Source organism: Litchfieldia salsa, assembly GCF_900104555.1.
GTDB lineage: Bacteria > Bacillota > Bacilli > Bacillales > Bacillaceae_L > Litchfieldia > Litchfieldia salsa.
The window spans coordinates 82,221-101,425 of the sequence record NZ_FNJU01000004.1; the positions used below are offsets into that span (position 1 = coordinate 82,221).

Sequence of the window (19,205 nt, forward strand, 5' to 3'; positions counted from 1 at the left end):
TGAACCACTAACAAAAGTAGTAATGTTTGCTAAATGGTTTGTATACGATGAATACTAGGAAATAAGGACCAGTCTTTATAGTGACAAGGTCCCCTTTACTTATAAAAATTTTCGGTTTGAAATACGATCTAAATTCTCTAACATGATTCCTGTACCGATCGCCACACATTCCATCGGATTTTCTGCGATAAGAACTGGTACTCTTAGCTCGTCCGCTAATAGTTGATCAATGCCGTGTAACAATGCTCCACCGCCAGTTAGAATGACTCCGCGGTCAATAATATCTGCAGAAAGCTCTGGTGGTGTACGTTCGAGTACACTTTTTGAGGCTTGTACAATAACAGCTACTGATTCACGTAGTGCTTTTTCAATCTCGTTTGACCGAACAGTAATCGTTCTTGGCAATCCAGTAACCATGTCTCTTCCGCGAATATCAATTTCTTCTTGACGCGCGCCTGGGAAAACTGTCGCTACTTTAATTTTGATGTCTTCTGCTGTTCTCTCACCGATCAATAGCTTGTACTCTCTTTTAATATAACTTAAAATTTCAGCATCAAACTTGTCCCCTGCCATTTTAATGGAAGAGGCGGTGACAATATCGCCCATTGATAATACGGCAACATCAGTCGTTCCACCGCCAATATCTACTACCATATTTCCACTTGGTTGAAAGATATCCATACCAGCTCCAATTGCAGCTACTTTTGGTTCTTCCTCCAAAAAGATCTTCTTCCCACCACTTTTTTCTGCGGCTTCACGAATCGCCTTTTGTTCAACAGACGTAATATTTGTAGGGCAGCATATTAAAATGCGTGGTTTTGATAAGAATCCTTTTACATTTAATTTATTAATAAAATGTTTTAACATTGCTTCTGTTACATCAAAATCTGCAATGACGCCGTCCTTTAATGGGCGAATCGCAACAATATTCCCAGGAGTACGTCCAACCATGCGCCTCGCTTCTTCACCAACCGCTAATACTCTTCCACTATTTCGGTCAATTGCTACGACAGATGGTTCGTTTAAGACAATTCCTTTTCCTTTTACATGGATCAGCACGTTCGCGGTCCCTAGATCAATTCCGATATCTCTAGCTAACATCCTGTTACTTTCCTCCTTGCATCTACACTGGTCAATGCACATTATTTTCCTAATTATATATTGTATCATAAAATGCAAAATAATAGGTAATTTTGTAAAAAAATAATGCGGAATTTTGTCGACCAGCTAGAAAGCACTAAGAACCCTTATGACTGTACGGTTTCCTCCTCTACATCTTCACGTTTATATTTTAATTTTGTAGCTTCTCCTCCACGCAAATGGCGGATCGATTTATGGTAATCAAGAATGTCTTTCACTTCGTTAGCTAGTTCTGGGTTTATTTCAGGTAGTCTCTCGGTTAAATCTTTGTGGACAGTACTTTTGGAAACTCCAAACTCCTTCGCTATAACGCGAACCGTTTTCTTTGTCTCTACGATATACTTTCCAATCTTGATAGTACGCTCTTTGATGTAATCGTGCACACTACTCGCCCTCCCTATATGGATGTGAGAAGTGTGAAATGAGACTCGCTCATGCTTCAACGACAAGTGATATTATTTCGATCGTTGGCAGGATAGCATTGCTAGATCTTCGAAGACGATATACGATTCCTCACCTCAAACACTCTCTTTGTTAGGTTTGTAACATTTTATTAGCTTGGTTGAGGGATTATGCTAATAAAGTCAAGAGGGACAAGGGATTTATTTAGATTTTTTTGAAAATAGTACAATTATTCCGGTTTTTTTAATGATTCCTCAATACTTGTACACGCATGGTACGCTTGGATATTCCACCCATAAAGTGGTAAAAGCAAAACAAATCCGAAAAAAATAAAAAAAATTTAATTGGGGACGGTTCTCGCGTCTCATTTTGACCGCGATCAAGTAGTTTCAAGTAATGTTACACCAAACAGAACTTCTAACTAAGTAAGACTCCCCACATCTATATAGATAGAAAACATCGGGACGGTTCTCATGTCTCATTGAAAACGAGACGTGAGAACCGTCCCGTATCACAATCGATTTTCTGTTGCTCGTAATAGGTCTCCCCATGTATGAAGGCCTCTATCTTTAAAGTGGTGAAGCAGCTCGATAAATAAGTATGCAGTTGTTAATGAGTCTCCTAATGCTGTATGACGCTCATAAATTCTGGAGTTAAATGCTCTTGCGTATTTATGCAAGTCCCTCATGTCATAGGAAGGTGCAATAAATCCAATCAAATCAAGTGTATCGATGGTTTGTTGTTTTTTTAACCCTAGCTTACTTCGTTTGAGTTCATTTTTTAACACCAGCATGTCAAACGAAACATAGTGTCCCACTAAGCAAACACTATGATGTTCATTCACATTGTTAAAGAAGGACTTAATTGCATCTAACGCTAATGGAGCATCCTTGACATCAGTGTCAGAAATATGTGTCAACTCCGTTATTTCCCGAGAAATTTGTCGGTTAGGGTTTACATATGTCTGAAATTTCCCATCTTCTAGTACCTTTAAATCCTGTACTTGAACAGAAGCAATTTCAATTAATCGGTCTGTTGTAGCAATATCAAACCCAGTTGTTTCAGTGTCAAACACAGTAAAATGCAACTCTTCAATTGGTGTATTTAATGGAACATGATTGTTTAATTCAAATGGGATTTGTGGAAATCGCTTAAAAAAAATAGAAATCCCCCCTTATTGTAATAACACAAGCTGTTGCAATTCTCTTACCGTCTTAAGACTTAACGTAAGAATTTCTTTTTCACGAGTCGTTAGATGTGTAAAGTCTAATAGTGAAGTCAGTTCCTGATTGTTTTTATATTGATAGCATCTCTGTTCGACATAGATTTTGAGCAGCTCCTGGATCGCTAGTTTTAGATCACTACCAAACGAAGATGATAGAGCATTTAACTCTACTAATCTATTGATTCGATCAACTGGTGTACCTGATGTTATTCCATGTTTAAGCGCTAGAATCTGAAGGCTGTGGTGGATTGGAAATAGAATCTCTTTTTTCATATCAATATGCTTTCTCTGTAAGCCAAATAATGAGCGAATTGGCTGCTCTAAAGTTGGGATCCCATTCTCTCTTTCTAGCTCAGTTAATCGATATAGTAAAATTTTCCCTTTAACTAATTGCTCACTAAGTCCTTTTTCAAAAAGGAGATGGAGATGAGAATCTCCGTAAACCTTTCGATAGGAAAAGAAGTTTTGTGCTAGTAAGAGATTTTCATTGGTGGCTTGAATTGACCAACTCCTAACCCGTTCCGCCCATGTCGAAACATCACCTCTCCACTTCGAAAAGTTCGACATCATTCTACCCTTGCATCTTGTGTATCCAGCTAATTCCAAGAGGCGAACAAGTTCATTTGTGAATTTTGCAAAATAAGGTTCCTCTTGTTTATTTTCATAGACTAGAAAGTGGTCTTGATCTGTTAACAAAAATTGCTCTGCTCGTCCACTGCTCCCCATTTGGTATAAACAAAATCCACAAGGTGGAGGAACCCTCATTGATTCAATCCCAAGCTCTACACAACGAACGACTATTCGGTCATTAAGTCTTGTCATGATTTCAAGCAGATGAAAAGTTGGAACATTTCCTTCAATTAATGTCTGTAGAACTTCATATAGGGCGGCTTCAATTTTAGGTAGTGTTGTTTCATCAGCGGTTTCGATCGTTTGAATTGTTTTCATCATGTTTTCATTTTTTTTACGAAGAAGATCTGATAGAGTAACGATTCCAACCACCTTGCCACCATCCATAACTGGAAGATGCTTAATTCCGTTCAGTATTAAGGTCGACAGGGCATCATAATAGTAAGAAAGCTTGGATATGGTGATCGGATTTTCTGTCATGATTTCAGAAGCTTCTATAGTAGAAGGTTTTCCTGCAGAAAGTACTCGATCAACTAAATCACGCTCTGTTATGATTCCTAAGAGTTGTTCCTCTTCTACGACAATAGCTGAACTTGAACGATTTTTACTCATTAACTTCGCAACATCTCTTACTGAAGTAGTGGGTGAAACTGTGACAACTGGTGAAGACATTAAGTCCTGAACTCTTATCACAATGGTGTCAGGATCTCCAAACTGCCTTGACATCTTAACCTGTTCAGCTAGTGAATTGTACACATCCTTAAGCCTTCTGGTAACCTGTGTTAAAAGATAATCATGAACCACTTGGTCATCCCAGCGTTTTGAGATCATTTTAAAAGGAAGCAATAGTGCTTTCACCTGTTCTGTTGCGCGCACCTCTACCATTTGTTCTGAGGGCTTCCATTCTGATACCCCCAAAAAGTCAGCTAGGCTTGAGAACCCAATTAATTCACCTTGCCCAACAACTTCTAGCACTTCCTCTCTCCCATTTGCCGCTTCAACATAAACCTCTGCCATACCAGAAAGTAGCAAAAGTAAACCTTCCCTTTTCTTATTTGCATGAAAAATAATTTCCCTTTGTTTATATGTAAACTGCACACAGTCTCCAAGAAGCTCTATCGCACGTTCCTTACCGATTCCTGCAAAAAATGGATGACCTTTTACTCTTTCATATAATTCGTCCATCGATAACAAAATGTTCACCTTCTTCTTTAAAATCCCCTTTGAAAGAGTACTCAAGTTAGAACAGTAGTAGAACCTTTTTAAACAAAGCTAGACCCCAAGAAAATTGGGGTCTACTCTTTGGTGCCGATTGATGGTGCCTTTGATGGTGCCAGGCACCTTAAACGGGACCGTTTATGTCCCACCGACGGTGCCTGGCACCAATCCCGGTTAGTTAATTTTATAGATTTTCGTCTTTCAACCATACTTCGCCATCTTTGAAGGTCATTTGCTCAGGGTAGCGAAGGTCTACGACTTCGTCCTGAATGTCTTGTGACGGTGCCGCTGTTGATAATGATACAACCACGTTTGTAATAATGGCAGCTACTGCACCAAACACACCTGCGCCTGTATCAATGATTCCGGCAATCGTAAAGCCACCGTATTTTGCAGCAAAGATATAGGTTAACGTGACCGCAAGACCTACTAGCATTCCTGCCGTAACACCCTTTGCGTTAGATCGCTTCCACCAAACACCAAGTAGGAGTGCAGGAAAGAAGGTTCCAGATGCTAGTGCAAAGGCCCATGCAACAATTTGCGTAATCGCTCCAGGAGGATTAAGTGCAATTAATCCAGCTAACAATGTCGCAATTGCAATTGTCCAACGCGCGACACTTAAACGATTTTTTTCAGATGCATGAGGTCTTAGCACCCGGTAATAGATATCATGTGCAAAAGAAGATGAAATCGCAAGCATTAATCCACCCGCTGTTGATAATGCCGCCGCCATCGCTCCAGCTGCAACCAAACCGATAACAAACACGCCTAAGTTCGCAATTTCCGGTGTTGCCATAACCACAATGTCATTTGAGATTGTTAGCTCTTGCCATTGCAGGATTCCATCCCCATTTGTATCTGCAACTGATAGTTTCCCAGTATTGACCCAAGTAGTCGTCCATGCAGGTAGCTCTGAAATCTTCTGTCCAACGACATTTTTCATTAAAATAAAACGTGAAAACGCAGCATAAGCCGGTGCTGATAAGTATAGTAAACCAATGAATAATAGCGCCCAAGCCCCTGACCAACGAGCCGCTTTCATCGTAGATACTGTGTAGAAACGAACAATTACGTGTGGAAGTCCAGCAGTACCTGCCATCAACGTAAACATCAGTGCTAGAAACTGCCACTTTGTTCCATTCGTAAATGGTGCAAAGTACTCCGATATTCCGAGCTGTCGATCAAGCTCACCCATTTCCCCAACAATTTTTCCATAAGATAACCAAGGAGCTGGGTTATTTGTGATTTGAAGTGACATGAATATAACGGGGATTAAGTAGGCAATAATTAAAATAATGTATTGAGCTACTTGCGTCCATGTAATCCCTTTCATTCCACCGAACGCTGCATAGAAGGCAATAAGAACTACCCCAATCATTGTTCCAAGCTTCGCATCGATTTCAAAAAGACGACCGATTACAACCCCTGATCCAGATAATTGGCCGATGGAGTATGTAAAACTGATAATGATCGTACAGATTGCCGCAATAATCCGGGCAGTATGACTGTTATAACGATCTCCAATAAATTCAGGAACCGTATAACGACCGTACTTTCTCAGCTGTGGCGCCAATAGGAATGTTAAAAGGAGATAACCACCTGTCCACCCCATAATATATGCAAGTCCATCATATCCAAGCAACATGATTGTCCCTGCCATCCCAATAAAGGAAGCCGCACTCATCCAGTCAGCCCCAATGGCCATTCCGTTAAAAATTGGTGGAACCCCACGACTGGCTACATAGAAATCTGACGTAGCTTTTGCTTTATTATAAACCGCAATCCCAATGTATAAAGCAAATGTAGCTAAAATAATAGATAATGAGACCAAAAATTGTGTATCCATGTTATCCCCCTTTTATACGTGGTGATTGAATGTTCATTCATTACTTTTTATAAATAAATGATAATTTCGTTTTTAACTGACGTTTTTTAAAAATAACCCTCAATGATCAAACACCTTACCAGAGCTAATTTGTTCATTCTTACTTTCATCAATTCCATATTTCTGATCAATTTTATCGCTAAGCTTTGCATTAATGAAAAGTAAAACAATGAATGTCACTACAGCCCCTTGAGCGCCCATAAAGTAATGGAATGGAAAGCCATTAAACGTTATAGAACTTAAGCCTTCTGCAAAAAAGACAACTCCAAATGATACAATAAACCAAATGATTAAATAAATAACAATATTTCTAGTTCTCTCACGAAAATAAGAATCTGCTACTTTCTTCTCAATTTTCTTCAATCAAGGCCACCTCCACAGTGTAATTGCTTATTTAGATACAGGGTTTGGACGAATATACGCGGGAAATTGTTGTAACGATCACCACCTTTACTTTCTTTTTCACATTTATCTTAAGTTAAATATGAATTTAATTGTGTCAAGAATGGGTGCAGGAAACATGATGACTTCAACAACGAAGTATAGAAAGATTGATAGAAACGGTACTGCAAGGAGGATCGGGCGCTTTTTCTTGAATGCTGCAAATAGACTCACACCAGCTACTAGTAGAATAATAATAAAGGGTATCACCTGGGGAATTACCTCCTTTAGTTGTTTTGAGTCATTATTGATTGAGTTTCATGTCACTTACCATTGGTTGAAAGCGTTGTCATAACCTCTCAAAAAAATTTTGTGAACATTTGGTAAATTTTTATAAAATTCAATAATCTTATTATGCGTTGAATCTTTCAACTCGTCAATACTATTGGACACATAAAATTTCCATAAATTTCTACAATTCTTGCATTTTTGGTGCCAGGCACCAATCGAGGGACATTAAATGTCCCACAGGCTAATTTTGATTAACGATTTGTCTTGTTGGAATAGTCGATTTGCTTTTAATAGATTGATGAAAGACTTTTTTCTTTTAATCTATTCGATTTTGTCCTTCATCGCCCTCATGAAAGACTTTTTCTTCTTACTCCACTCAATTTTGTCTTTCATCAGCCTCCTGAAAGACTTTTTCTTCTTATCCCATTCAATTTTGTCCTTCATCACTCTCATGAAAGACTTTTCTTCCCTAGTCCGCTCAGATTTTGTCTTTCATCATCCCCGATGAAAGCATTCCCCCCATAATCCCCTACGGCCCTAAACACCCATGTCCGGGACAAAAAAAGTCCCACTTTAGGTGCCTGGCACCAAAAAAGTGGGATAATTCAATTCTATCCTTAACTCGCCGCTTCTGTTTGTTCAAGTTCGTCTTCTTTCTTTTTCTTTTGCCCTTTCTTTTTACCAGAAGAAGATAACAGGCGATACACTGCTGGAATAAGTAAGAGTGTAATAAAGGTTGCAAATAGTAAGCCTGAGATAATGACGGTTGCCATTGGTGCTTGGTAATTTCCTGATGTTCCTGTTGCTAGTGCTAGCGGAAGCATTCCCCCGACCGTCGTTAAAGTGGTCATGAAGATTGGGCGAATCCGGTTGATCCCTGCTTCTACGAGCGCGTCTTCAATCGAGAATCCTTCCCTGCGAAGCTGATTGGTTCGATCGATAAGAAGAATCGCATTGTTTAACACGATTCCAATTAGCATCACGATACCCATCCCTGACATAATACTTAATTCACGCTGTGTTAAGAATAACCCTAAGATCACACCGACAATGGTCATTGGAATAACGGACATGACAACAATCGGATGTATTAAATGATTAAATTGAACAGCCATAACCAAGTACACGAGGAAAATCGCAATTGCTAGGACGAAAATCATTTCCTGCATTAATTCTTGCTGCTGCTCTAAATCCCCAGCGACTGCCACACTATAACCAGCCGGTGATTCAAATTCCTCAATTAGCTTTTGAACTTCACGGTTAATGCTTCCTAAGTCTTTGTCTTCAATATCTGCAGAAATCGAGATGAAACGCTCCCCATCTGTATGTGTAATCTCATTAGGTGTATTTGTATTTTTTAAGCTGATAAAAGTAGAAAGCTCCTGCATACCAGATTTTGTTGGAATTTCAACGTCCAATAAATCTGACTGTGTTTTAACAGCACCGTCCCATTTTACAATAAGAGGAAGTGTTTCTTCTTCAGACGCTACTTCTCCTACTGGCATCTGTAAAAATGACTGTTCAATATATTGCTTCAATTGCATGTCGGTTAATCCAGCATCTTCAATTGCTTCTGTCTTTAACTCAATCACTTGCTCGATAGACGTTCGTTCAATTGTATTCTTCACACCTACGATTCCATCAATCTCTTCCAGCTCTGTGATAAAATCGTCTGCGATTACCGTTAATTCTTCAAAGCTCTCACCCTTAATATTCACTTGAACAGGAGATCCGCCTCCACCTGTCATTGCACTTGCTACATTTTCAATCGGCGTCGTTTCTGCAAGCTCTCTTAATGAACTCATGATTTCTTCATTGATTTCCTTTTGTTCTCTCGTGATGTCGTCGCCTTTTGTCATATTCACGATCGTATACAGCATACTCCCATTATCCATCACATAGCTTGATTCAACATCTTCAATTGATGAAAGCGTGCTATTGATATCTTGAACTAGCTTTTCTTTATCCTCTAAAGAAAGGCCTGATTCCACATCTAAAAGGATTTCATTATAGCGATTAAAAACATCTGGCATAATTGACATTGGTATTTTTGTAATCAATGCAAGTGATCCAGCAAACATGATGAAAAATGCCGCAACAATAGCTAAGCTATAACGCTTTTTCTTTACCGTCCAGCCTACGACCTTACTATAAACACGCATTAAACGTCCATCTTCCTTTTGCTTTTTAGGTGCTTTGAACCTTAAAAACTTTTCAGAAAGAGATGGAATGACTGTAAAGGAGACAATGACTGAGCTAATTAATGTAATCGCAACAACCATCGATAAAATGATCATGAATTGACCCATTTCTCCACCAATTAATCCAATCGGTAGAAACACAACAATGGTCGTAAGCATCGATGAAATAACGGCTGTTGCGACTTCCCTTGTTCCTTCAACAACTGCCTCCAAGCTCTTTAACCCTTGTTCTTTTTTGCGATAAATAGATTCTAAGATAACAATTGAGGAATCGACCATCATCCCAATCCCTAACCCTAGCCCTACTAATGTTAAAATATTGAAGCTATAGTCAAACAACCACATCATTGCAAATGTTAAAAGGACTGACGTTGGGATCGATAATCCAACGATTAATGTCGCTCTTACATTTCGTAAAAATAGGAGAAGAATGATAACGGCAATTATTCCTCCTATTAAAATATTACTAGCGACTCCATCAATTGACTCCTGAACATAATCCGCTTGTGCAACCATTTCATTCAGTTCAAAGCCCTCAACTAGACCTTCATCCTTAATGTTTTTAAGCTCTTCACGAATAGCAGCTGCCATTTCAATTTGAGTCACATCTGACACTCGCCCAATTTGGACAAAAATGAAATCCTTGGATCCATTTTTCCAAACAAATGATGAACTTTCTACTGGCTCTAATGTCACATTTGCCACTTCATCAAGAGCAATAAACCCCGTTTGAGTAGGAACTTTAATTGCTTTTACTTGTTCTATTTCTTCCAACTTCGTGTTCCAGCGAATCGTAGGTGAGTCATTTTCTCCACTTAATTCACCTAAAGTTGCTTCGGTATTACTCTGTTGAATCAGGCCAATAACCTGTGTAACGTCTAGCCCATTTTCCACTACTTTTTCACGGTCAAAAGCAATGCTTATCTCATATTCTTGAATGCCACCAAGTGAAACATCTCGCACTTCTGGCAGCTCCTCTAGTCTCGGCTCTAGCGTGTTTTTCGCGAAACTAGTAATCTGATCCATATCTTCCCCTGTTACATCCATAAAGAATTCATAACTCGCATTCATTCCAACTCTGCCAGCTAGGACATCCTTAATCCCTGACATATCAGCGGTTGAAGTATTAACAATTGATTCTAGTTCCTTGAACAACTCCTCCCCACGTCCACGCTCAAACGCAACCTGGATCGAAGTTGAACCAATATATGTTGTACTGTTTATACTCTCAATTCCATCCATCGCTTGAATGCTTTGTTCTAGCGGTGTCGTAATCGTTCGTTCCACTTCTACGGCCTGCATATCACCTGCATCAATTTCGACGTATGCTCCATCAAACTCAAGTCCTGGAAAAAGTTCCTTATCTAATCTCATCATTGCAAAGCTTCCAACAAACACCACTAACACAACCATTAACCCAACAAGTATCTTTCTCTGGACAATAAACCTTATTAAACTCAAACCGTCTTCCCCCTTATATGTGCTAAACCTACTCGAAATTTTTTGCTCTATCCAAGATGTGATTATATAGCAATAATTGGATAAAATCTCTATTTTTACAATAAAATAACAAAAATACATCTAGAGGCTTATACACACATCAGACCCCCGTCGTATCAAGGGTTAAGACCCTCTCTCGGTGCCACCTCTCTCGGTGCCAGGCACCAAATGCGGGACTTAATCTGTCCCGCAGGCGGTTTATGAAAGACTTTTTTCTTTTGAACTAATTGATTTTGTCCTTCATCGGCTTTATGAAAGACTTTTTCTTGTTGAACTATTCGATTTTGTCTTTCATCGGCCTCATGAAAGACTTTTTCCTATTGAACTCATCCATTTTGTCTTTCATCAGCCTCATGAAAGACTTTTTCCTACTGAACTATTCAATTTTGTCCTTCATCAGCCTCATGAAAGACTTTTTTCTACTGAACTATTCAATTTTGTCCTTCATCAGCCTCATGAAAGACTTTTTCCCAATACTCATCCGGATTTTGTCTTTCATCACTCGCCCGCCCGCACACAAAAAAAGAGTATGAAATCCACTATGATTTCACACTCTCCCCGCTCTTATTGTTTTTTCATATATGTCAAAAGATCCTTATCTAACTTACCCTTTTCAAGCTCACGCGCCTCGAAATTTTCGGTGTGGATATAGGTTGTTAACGCTGCATAAAGTGCTTCTTCTGACTCCTCATTCAAGTAACCAAGTCTTTTAAGTTGCTCTGCTAATTCAGACTTAACTTCACCCGTAATGTCGACAATGTTTTCTTGTCTTGGTGGTGCAAAGTATAGCTGCTGTAGTTCATAGACTCGAATCAATTCTTTAATCGGATCAGGATGGTCGTCGACACGCACGTCAATGAAACGATCATTATAGCCAGCGTACCCGCCTTTTTCTTTTACAACAAGTAAGGAAGCTGATTGCATGCCACGGCTATCTCCACCCGCTTCTTGGCCAGCGTCCAGTGCTTTCAGCAACCGCTCTGCTAATGAGCCTTGTGTTTGCTCAAACGTACGACCCATTGCTAGTACAGTTTCCTCTCCAACAAGAATGTTTCCTTGTGCAGCATAATTCTTCCCTGTAATTCCACCTGCCCAGTCATAGCACTTTGAGCCAGTAAAGGTTGCTGCATTCCCATTCCCATCAACAATCCCTACCTGTCTAAAATCACGATCCTCATCCTCACTCACAAGCTGATCTACCGTTTCTTGTGCACATTTTCCACCAGCCATTAATTCAAGGCCATTAGGTCCATAAGTCGTGTTTGCATAAGATTGTGTCGCCACTGCCCCCACACCCGCTTTTGCCCAAGGAACGACCGCGCCTACACCTAAGAACTTTGATTGTACAGCAATTCCTAACTCCTTTGTTTCCGGATCAAAACCAACAATTGAAAATGTCATGAACATTCCTCCTAATCTATTCTATTCTAAAATTAATCTAGCACCTTAATCATCTCAACAACCGCTTCTTCCAAATCCCGACTTGACCAGCTTGGTAATTTCGGATTCTGAACTGCTAACCTGTGGGATGCTGGAATATGAACGAAGCCTGCTTTCATCGCTAAGTTTTCTCTCTCAATTTTCTGCAATGCAGCATACATCACATTATTGCAAAGGTATGTTCCAGCGGTATTAGAAATCGTTGCCGGAAACCCTGATTCATTTAATGTATCCACGAATTTACGTATAGGTAAGCTTGAAAAATAGCCTGCTGGTCCATCTTCGTCAATCAGTGCGTCCTGAAGCTTCACACCTTGATTATCCTCAGCACCATCACGGCAATTAATCGCGATTCGCTCAGGTGTAATCTTCGTCCGCCCAGCTGCAAGGCCAAGAGACATCACAACATCTGGTTTCACTTCATCCATATACGTCTCCAATTGAACCGCTGACTCTGAGAAATCGACTGGTAAAATACGACCCACTACTTCATAATTCCCAATTTCTTGCCCTTCTAACGCTTTGACAATTTCCTCTGTCGGATTAATAGGATTGTCCAAGAATGGAACAAAGCCCGTTAATAATAATTTCTTCAATATGCACACCTTCTTTCCTGAGAAAATAGTATTCAGGTCAGACCCCTATAGGAATCTGACCATTTTTTCTACTGTCATTTATGCTAAAAAAACCGCTCCATATACTAATGCCCCTACAATCACATAGGCCGGATGTACCTTCCATTTTTCCATTAATAAATAACTTGCTACCACTAAGAAAATAGTTTGATAGACCCCAGCTCCAGCATATGATTCAGCAAAGAAGTTATAAGCCATTACCCCAAGTAAAACCCCAATTGTCGGACGTATGTAATTGGTCATTCGCTTTACCTTTGGCGAATCCTTAAACTTATATAAAAGACCTAATAATCCAATCATTAGTATAAGTGAAGGTGCAACAGTTGCAAAGGTTGCCACAATAGCACCTAATACACCAGCCTCTTGAAAGCCGATATACCCTGCCATTTTTGTCGCGATCGGTCCTGGAAGAGCATTACCGATTGCAAGCACCTCACTAAATTCATTAACAGTCAACCAACCATAAGTACCCACGACTTCATTTTCAACAAGTGGAATCGACGCCGGTCCTCCACCATACCCTAAAATACCTGGAAGAAAGAATGCGAGAAATAGCTGCCAATAGATCATTACGCAGTTCCTCCTTTCTTCTCCGGTTCTTCTTTTTTATCCTTTTGCACAAGTGCGGCTATTAAAAGAACGGCAATTAAGATTCCTGGATGCACATGAAAAACCTGCAATAACACTAAACTCGCCACACCTAGAATCACCGCTTTTAACCAGCCTAACCCTTTTTTGGCATTATCAATGAATTGCCATGTTAAAACTGCTAGCATCACACCTACAACCGGAACAACCGCCTTGGTCATCCCACCTACCCATGCCAAATCCTTGAATGATGCTAATGATGTTAAGAGGATAATCATTAATATAATGGTTGGAACGATGGTTGCCACAATAGCATTAATCATCCCTAGAATTCCACCGACACGGTAGCCAATATAACCAGCCATTTTCGTCGCAATCGGCCCTGGTAATGTATTGCCAAGAGCTAACACATCTGAAAATTCATCATTATCCATCCAGCTATATTTTTCAACGACTTCCTTATGAACAAGAGGAATTGAGGACGGGCCTCCTCCATACCCCAAGATTCCTACTCGAAAAAAAGCCAAAAACAAATGGTACTGTTTCATAAAATCAATCCTTTTCTACCTGAGAGCGACCCCTCATCACTTCACTTATTTTACCAAGAAGCAACTGATCCATCAGTTCTTGATTCTGTTCCACCTGATAGTACACCTGTTTCAGGATTTCTCCAAATGATTTGTCCACGACCAAAGCCGCCACTATCTAGGGATACCTCAATTTGGTGTCCTTTACGGGCCAATGCTTGCGCGATATGCTGTGGGAAGCTATGCTCCACTTGAATCTTCTTCCCTTCCACCCACTGCCATCTAGCCGCATCAAGTGCCGCTTGCGGATTCATATGGAAGTCAACTGTATTCATGACAACCTGTGCATGACCTTGTGGCTGCATATAACCACCCATTACGCCAAATGGTCCAACAGCTTCTCCGTCTTTCGTTAAAAATCCTGGAATAATCGTATGATAGGTCTTTTTACCAGGCTTTAATGCATTCTCATGTGTAGGATCGAGCGAGAAGTCATGTCCTCGGTTTTGTAAGCCAATTCCAGTTCCAGGAACAACAACCCCAGAACCAAAGCCCATATAGTTACTTTGGATAAACGAAACCATATTTCCTTCTGAATCAGCAGTCGCTAAGTAAACCGTCCCACCACTTGGAGGCGTTCCTGGCTCTGGTGTCACTGCTTCATCACCTATTAAACTACGTCTTTGCTCAGCAAATTCTTCTGATAAAAGTTGGGCTACAGACGTCGACATTTCTTTTGGATCTGTAATATATTTTTTTCCATCGGCAAATGCTAGCTTCATCGCTTCGATTTGTTTGTGGTACGTATCAACTGATTCTTTCTCATTCAATTCGAACCCTTTTAACGTATTCAGTGCCATCAAGGCAACTAGCCCTTGACCATTCGGCGGAATTTCCCACACATCATAGCCACGATAGTTCACTGAAATCGGATCCACCCATTCTGGCTCATAAGCAGCTAAATCTTCAGCAGTAATAAACCCGTTATGTTCCTTAGAAAAAGCAGAAATCTTCTCAGCTAACTCGCCTCGGTAAAAGCTTTCAGCATTTGTTTCGGCAATCGCACGTAGGGTGCTCGCATGACCTTCTGAACTCCACATTTCACCAATCTCTGGTGGACGTCCGTCTGGTGCAAATGTATCAAACCATCCTTGATACTCATCACCAGTGCATAGCTTCTTATAAGCATTGTATGCACCTTTCCAGAACTTACCTAATGTTGGTGAAACCGGATACCCTTTTTCAGCATACTCAATTGCTGGCTGCAACACCTCTGTTAGAGGAAGTTTTCCAAAACGTTTTGATAACGCAGCCCATGCTGCTGGAATTCCAGGAACGGTTACCGGAATCAGACCGAACTTTGGCATAGATTCATGACCACGTTCCTTTATTGCTTCAATCGAGATATTTTTCGGGGATGGACCACTTGAATTTAGGCCATGCAATTCACCTTTTACCCATACTAAAGCAAATGCATCTCCACCAATACCATTTGATGTTGGCTCAACAACCGTTAATGCTGCCGCTGTTGCAATTGCTGCATCAATCGCATTTCCACCTTTTTTCATAATATCAAGTCCTGCTTGAGCAGCTAATGGCTGTGAAGTTGCGACCATTCCATTCTTCGCAAAAGTTGTCATCCGTTGAGATGAGTAAGGGTGATTTAAGTAATCCATTTTCATTCATACTACCTCCACATTGTATTTTATTGACTATGTATTTATTCATTTGTAAAGCGATTATTCTTTTATGACTAACAAACGTAACATCGTTTCTCAAAATAGATTATAACCCGAGTAGACAGTATATTTCCACAAATTTAGTAAATTATGAAAATATCTTATTTCGGGTATGTGGAGAACAACAATGTGAACAGCCTGATCATGTTCATGTTGATTCTCATTGATCATGTACGATAAGATAGGTTCATGATTACATAATAAAGTGGTGAGTCGGATGAGACTGGATGATACGGATAAAAAAATATTACAATTACTAACTGAAAATGGCCGAATGTCATATGTGGATATTGGAAAAGAATTAGGTTTATCAAGAGTGTCCATTCGTGAGAGGGTTAATCAGCTGATGGACAACGGTGTAATCGAGAAGTTTTCTGTCGTTATTAATTCTGAGAAACTCGGCAAAGGCGTCTCCGCGTTCTTTGAGGTAGATTGTGAACCAGCCTCACTTGTTGCAGTAGCAGAAGCCTTGGCCAACAACCCCCAAGTCGCAAGCTGTTACCAAATGACAGGACCAAGCACGCTCCATATGCATGTCCTTGTCGAAGACTTTTCAAAACTAGAATCTTTTATAAATGAGGAATTATACAGCCTAGAAGGCATTACAAGAGTTGAAAGCCATATCCTATTAAGAAGATTTAAGAGTCGGACGGGGTTAAAGTTATAAGAGGGGAATAGGCGGTGCCTGGCACCACCCGCGGGATAGATTTTGTCCCGGGCTAGGATTCTTAGGGTTCGCACCTCTATTTCGGCTTGATGAAAGACATTTTAACACCAGCCCCACCTACTTTTGTCTTTCATCTTTCTTATTTAGCATACTAGATTTTGTCCTTTATCAACTCGATGAAGGACTTTTTACAATTAATCATTTCCATACTTATGCCCCTTTGTTGTTTAATGAGTAATAAGCATACCCACATCCAATTAGTTCACGTGAAATTCTGTTTTATTTTCAGAGAATTTAAAGGATTATTAACAATCATGTCGAATTTATTAATTGCCTAGCATCTAACTTACTGAGAAAGGGTAGCATCGATGACTATTAATCACACAAATAAGTTCTCCGAAGTAATCATTCATATCTTTTTGGCAGTTGTATTGGTGATTTTAATCAATTTGTTCTTCGTCCCAGCACCAGAGGGTTACCAAGGGCTGAACCATTTTTCTATTCATACTATCCTTGAGTTATTTAGTATTTTTGCCTGTTTCTCCATCTGTTCTTATGGTTGGCATGCATATAATCATTCGAAAACGATTCATACACTTTGGATTCCCTCCATCTTTTTTGCTGTTGGGTTCTTAGATTTATTACACATTTTGACCTATCCAGGAATGCCTCACTTTATCACAGAAGCTTCGAGCGAAAAGACAATATGGTTTTGGATTGCCGCCCGATTAACTGCTACATTTTCTTTATTTTTTCTTTTTACTTTTAAAAATCGTGAATCAACTGTACATAACCGGAAGATATTTATTGCTGTTACTCTCTTTTACACTTTTTTTATCTCATTCATTATTTTTAAATTTGAACATCAGTTACCACTCCTGATCGAGAACGAATCACCAACACTCTTAAAGAATATACTTGAACTATTTATCAGTTCAATTTTATTAATTTGTATTTTTTTAGCTTCAAACAATTATTTAAAAACAAAAAAGTCAACTGATTTAGACTTACTTTTAGCCTTCAGCTATCTCTTTATATGCGAAATAATGATTACTCAATTTACTAGTATCACAGATATCAATATACTAATCGCTCATATTTTTAAAGCAATAGGATACGCTTATATATTCAAGTTTTTTTATTTTTCCAAGCTACTGCTTTCTTTCAGACAAAAGTCAGAGGCTGAAACAAACCTTAGAGTTACCAATGGTTTATTAGAGTCTGTCTTCCTTAATACTCCTGATAGCATCATGATTATCGATCAGAATAAGAAAATCGTTCGGGTGAATGATTGTTTTACTTCCGTTTTCAATCTTAAAAAAAGTGATGTAGTGGGCGTTAGCCTTAAGGATGCACTTCCTAAATATATCTATGCCTTTGAAAAGATGCTTGCCGAAATACAGAATGGGAAAACGCTATCAGATTCCCCAATAATCGCGCAGCAAAAGGACGGGGAAAAAATCTTTATTAGACACAGCTCTTTCCCTGTCAATCGTGAGGGTATCGGACATTCTCATACGGTAATTGTGTCTAGAAACGTGACGAAACAAGTTCTAAATGAAGAAAAAATTAGAGCGGTTGAACAAGAGTGGATTGAACTGGTAAAAAGACAACAGGGGATTCTTTTCAAATTTAAAGAAGTGAATTCAGGTTATCTTTTCACACTATGTGAAGGGAAGCTACTTAAGGCGTTGGGGTTAACACCTGAACAAGTGGTTGGGAAGCTTACTACAGAAGTTTTTGCTCCAGAGATAGCCGAACAAGTTAAGCCATTCAATGCTCGTGCCTGGAATGGTGAGGATGTGTCTTATGAAATCGAACTCAATAACCTGATTCTTTTTGTTACTTACAAACCGCTGAAGCGCAATGGAAAGGTCGTTGAGGTCATTGGTTCAACATTAGATATTACTTCATTAAAAAAGGCTGAGGAGCTTTTGCAGAAATCAGAAAAGCTTGCGGTCGTTGGTGAGCTAGCTGCAGGACTTGCCCATGAAATACGCAACCCACTTACGACTTTAAAAGGATTCACACAACTATTAGGCTCAAGTGTTGCTCCAATGAACCAGACTTTTATTAATATCATGCTAAGCGAACTAGATCGTATAGAATCTATTACAAATGAATTCATGGTTGTGGCGAAACCACAAGCTGTAAAATATGAAATCTATGATTTAAAGCTACTTATTCACTCTATTAGTTTATTTGCTGGACCGCAGTCACTGCTCCATAATGTTGAACTTATTGTTGATATTAAAACCTCAACTACAAATGTGTATTGTGATGTAAACCAATTAAAGCAAGTATTAATTAACTTGATTAAAAATTCGTTTGAGGCAATGACTTGTGGAGGTGTTCTTACGATCGAGCTTGATCAACTTGACCATACCCATATCGTGATTCGGATTAAAGATACTGGCATTGGCATACCAGCGGAAATTATCCCAAGACTAGGTGAGCCTTTCTATACGTTGAAGGAAAAAGGGACTGGATTAGGACTAATGGTGAGCTTCCGCATTATTGAAGCACACAAAGGAACAATTCATTTTGACAGTATAGAGAATGTAGGAACAACCGTAGAAATACGACTACCCCTACCAAATGAAGAGCATCATAAATTATTTGCATAAGAGGCGCCCACCTCCTCGGGACGCGAGCTCGAAGTGATCAACACCATGATTGACCAGAAGCTTTGTGTGATTAGAGACTTTTATTGGACAAACTTAGCTCTCTGACCAT

The 19,205-nt window shown here is 39.5% G+C and carries 15 protein-coding genes; 2 read left to right on the forward strand and 13 right to left on the reverse strand.

Translation table 11 applies throughout. From position 1 onward, the window contains the following. Window positions 1-99 precede the first annotated feature (99 nt). From mreB to BLQ56_RS10130, 13 genes are all read right to left on the reverse strand, one after another. Entirely contained in the window at window positions 100-1,101 is a 1,002-nt protein-coding gene (gene mreB, locus BLQ56_RS10070; protein WP_090853242.1) for a rod shape-determining protein, read from the reverse strand. A gap of 146 nt (window positions 1,102-1,247) precedes the next feature. Beyond that, window positions 1,248-1,523 carry a sporulation transcriptional regulator SpoIIID gene (gene spoIIID, locus BLQ56_RS10075; protein ID WP_090853245.1) on the reverse strand — a complete coding sequence of 92 codons (276 nt, stop codon included), beginning with the start codon at window positions 1,521-1,523 and terminating at the stop codon, window positions 1,248-1,250. 530 nt (window positions 1,524-2,053) lie between these two features. Beyond that, a complete protein-coding gene (locus tag BLQ56_RS10080; RefSeq protein ID WP_090853247.1) occupies window positions 2,054-2,704 on the reverse strand; it encodes a 3'-5' exonuclease in 651 nt (216 codons plus the stop codon). Between the two features lie 12 nt (window positions 2,705-2,716). Next, window positions 2,717-4,582 carry a DUF294 nucleotidyltransferase-like domain-containing protein gene (locus BLQ56_RS10085; RefSeq protein ID WP_090853953.1) on the reverse strand — a complete coding sequence of 622 codons (1,866 nt, stop codon included), beginning with the start codon at window positions 4,580-4,582 and terminating at the stop codon, window positions 2,717-2,719. A 217-nt stretch (window positions 4,583-4,799) separates the two neighbouring features. Further along, window positions 4,800-6,461: a sodium:solute symporter family protein gene (locus BLQ56_RS10090; protein ID WP_090853250.1), complete on the reverse strand. Its 1,662-nt coding sequence runs from the start codon at window positions 6,459-6,461 to the stop codon at window positions 4,800-4,802. A 99-nt stretch (window positions 6,462-6,560) separates the two neighbouring features. Further along, complete coding sequence (locus BLQ56_RS10095; RefSeq protein WP_090853253.1) at window positions 6,561-6,863, reverse strand: DUF4212 domain-containing protein; 303 nt, start codon at window positions 6,861-6,863, stop codon at window positions 6,561-6,563. A gap of 105 nt (window positions 6,864-6,968) precedes the next feature. Then, on the reverse strand, window positions 6,969-7,151 hold the full coding sequence (locus BLQ56_RS10100; protein WP_090853256.1) for a hypothetical protein: 183 nt from the start codon (window positions 7,149-7,151) through the stop codon (window positions 6,969-6,971). A gap of 638 nt (window positions 7,152-7,789) precedes the next feature. Continuing rightward, window positions 7,790-10,834, reverse strand: a complete 3,045-nt coding sequence (locus tag BLQ56_RS10105) for an efflux RND transporter permease subunit (protein ID WP_090853258.1) — start codon at window positions 10,832-10,834, stop codon at window positions 7,790-7,792. 603 nt (window positions 10,835-11,437) lie between these two features. Next, window positions 11,438-12,274, reverse strand: coding sequence for a DUF1028 domain-containing protein (locus tag BLQ56_RS10110; protein ID WP_090853261.1), 837 nt, complete (start codon window positions 12,272-12,274; stop codon window positions 11,438-11,440). Window positions 12,275-12,306: 32 nt separating this feature from the next. Then, on the reverse strand, window positions 12,307-12,909 hold the full coding sequence (locus tag BLQ56_RS10115) for a pyroglutamyl-peptidase I (protein WP_090853264.1): 603 nt from the start codon (window positions 12,907-12,909) through the stop codon (window positions 12,307-12,309). 78 nt (window positions 12,910-12,987) lie between these two features. Then, complete coding sequence (locus tag BLQ56_RS10120; RefSeq protein ID WP_090853267.1) at window positions 12,988-13,518, reverse strand: chromate transporter; 531 nt, start codon at window positions 13,516-13,518, stop codon at window positions 12,988-12,990. Beyond that, window positions 13,518-14,084 carry a chromate transporter gene (locus BLQ56_RS10125; RefSeq protein ID WP_090853270.1) on the reverse strand — a complete coding sequence of 189 codons (567 nt, stop codon included), beginning with the start codon at window positions 14,082-14,084 and terminating at the stop codon, window positions 13,518-13,520. The genes BLQ56_RS10120 and BLQ56_RS10125 overlap by 1 nt, the downstream gene beginning before the upstream one ends. Before the next feature lie 50 nt (window positions 14,085-14,134). Next, window positions 14,135-15,739, reverse strand: coding sequence for a gamma-glutamyltransferase family protein (locus BLQ56_RS10130; RefSeq protein ID WP_090853956.1), 1,605 nt, complete (start codon window positions 15,737-15,739; stop codon window positions 14,135-14,137). Window positions 15,740-16,019: 280 nt separating this feature from the next. Between BLQ56_RS10130 and BLQ56_RS10135 the strand changes: the two genes are divergently transcribed. Together BLQ56_RS10135 and BLQ56_RS10140 are read left to right on the forward strand one after the other, a co-directional pair. Then, complete coding sequence (locus BLQ56_RS10135; RefSeq protein ID WP_090853273.1) at window positions 16,020-16,469, forward strand: Lrp/AsnC family transcriptional regulator; 450 nt, start codon at window positions 16,020-16,022, stop codon at window positions 16,467-16,469. A 368-nt stretch (window positions 16,470-16,837) separates the two neighbouring features. Then, on the forward strand, window positions 16,838-19,096 hold the full coding sequence (locus BLQ56_RS10140; protein ID WP_090853276.1) for an MASE3 domain-containing protein: 2,259 nt from the start codon (window positions 16,838-16,840) through the stop codon (window positions 19,094-19,096). Window positions 19,097-19,205: the final 109 nt, after the last annotated feature.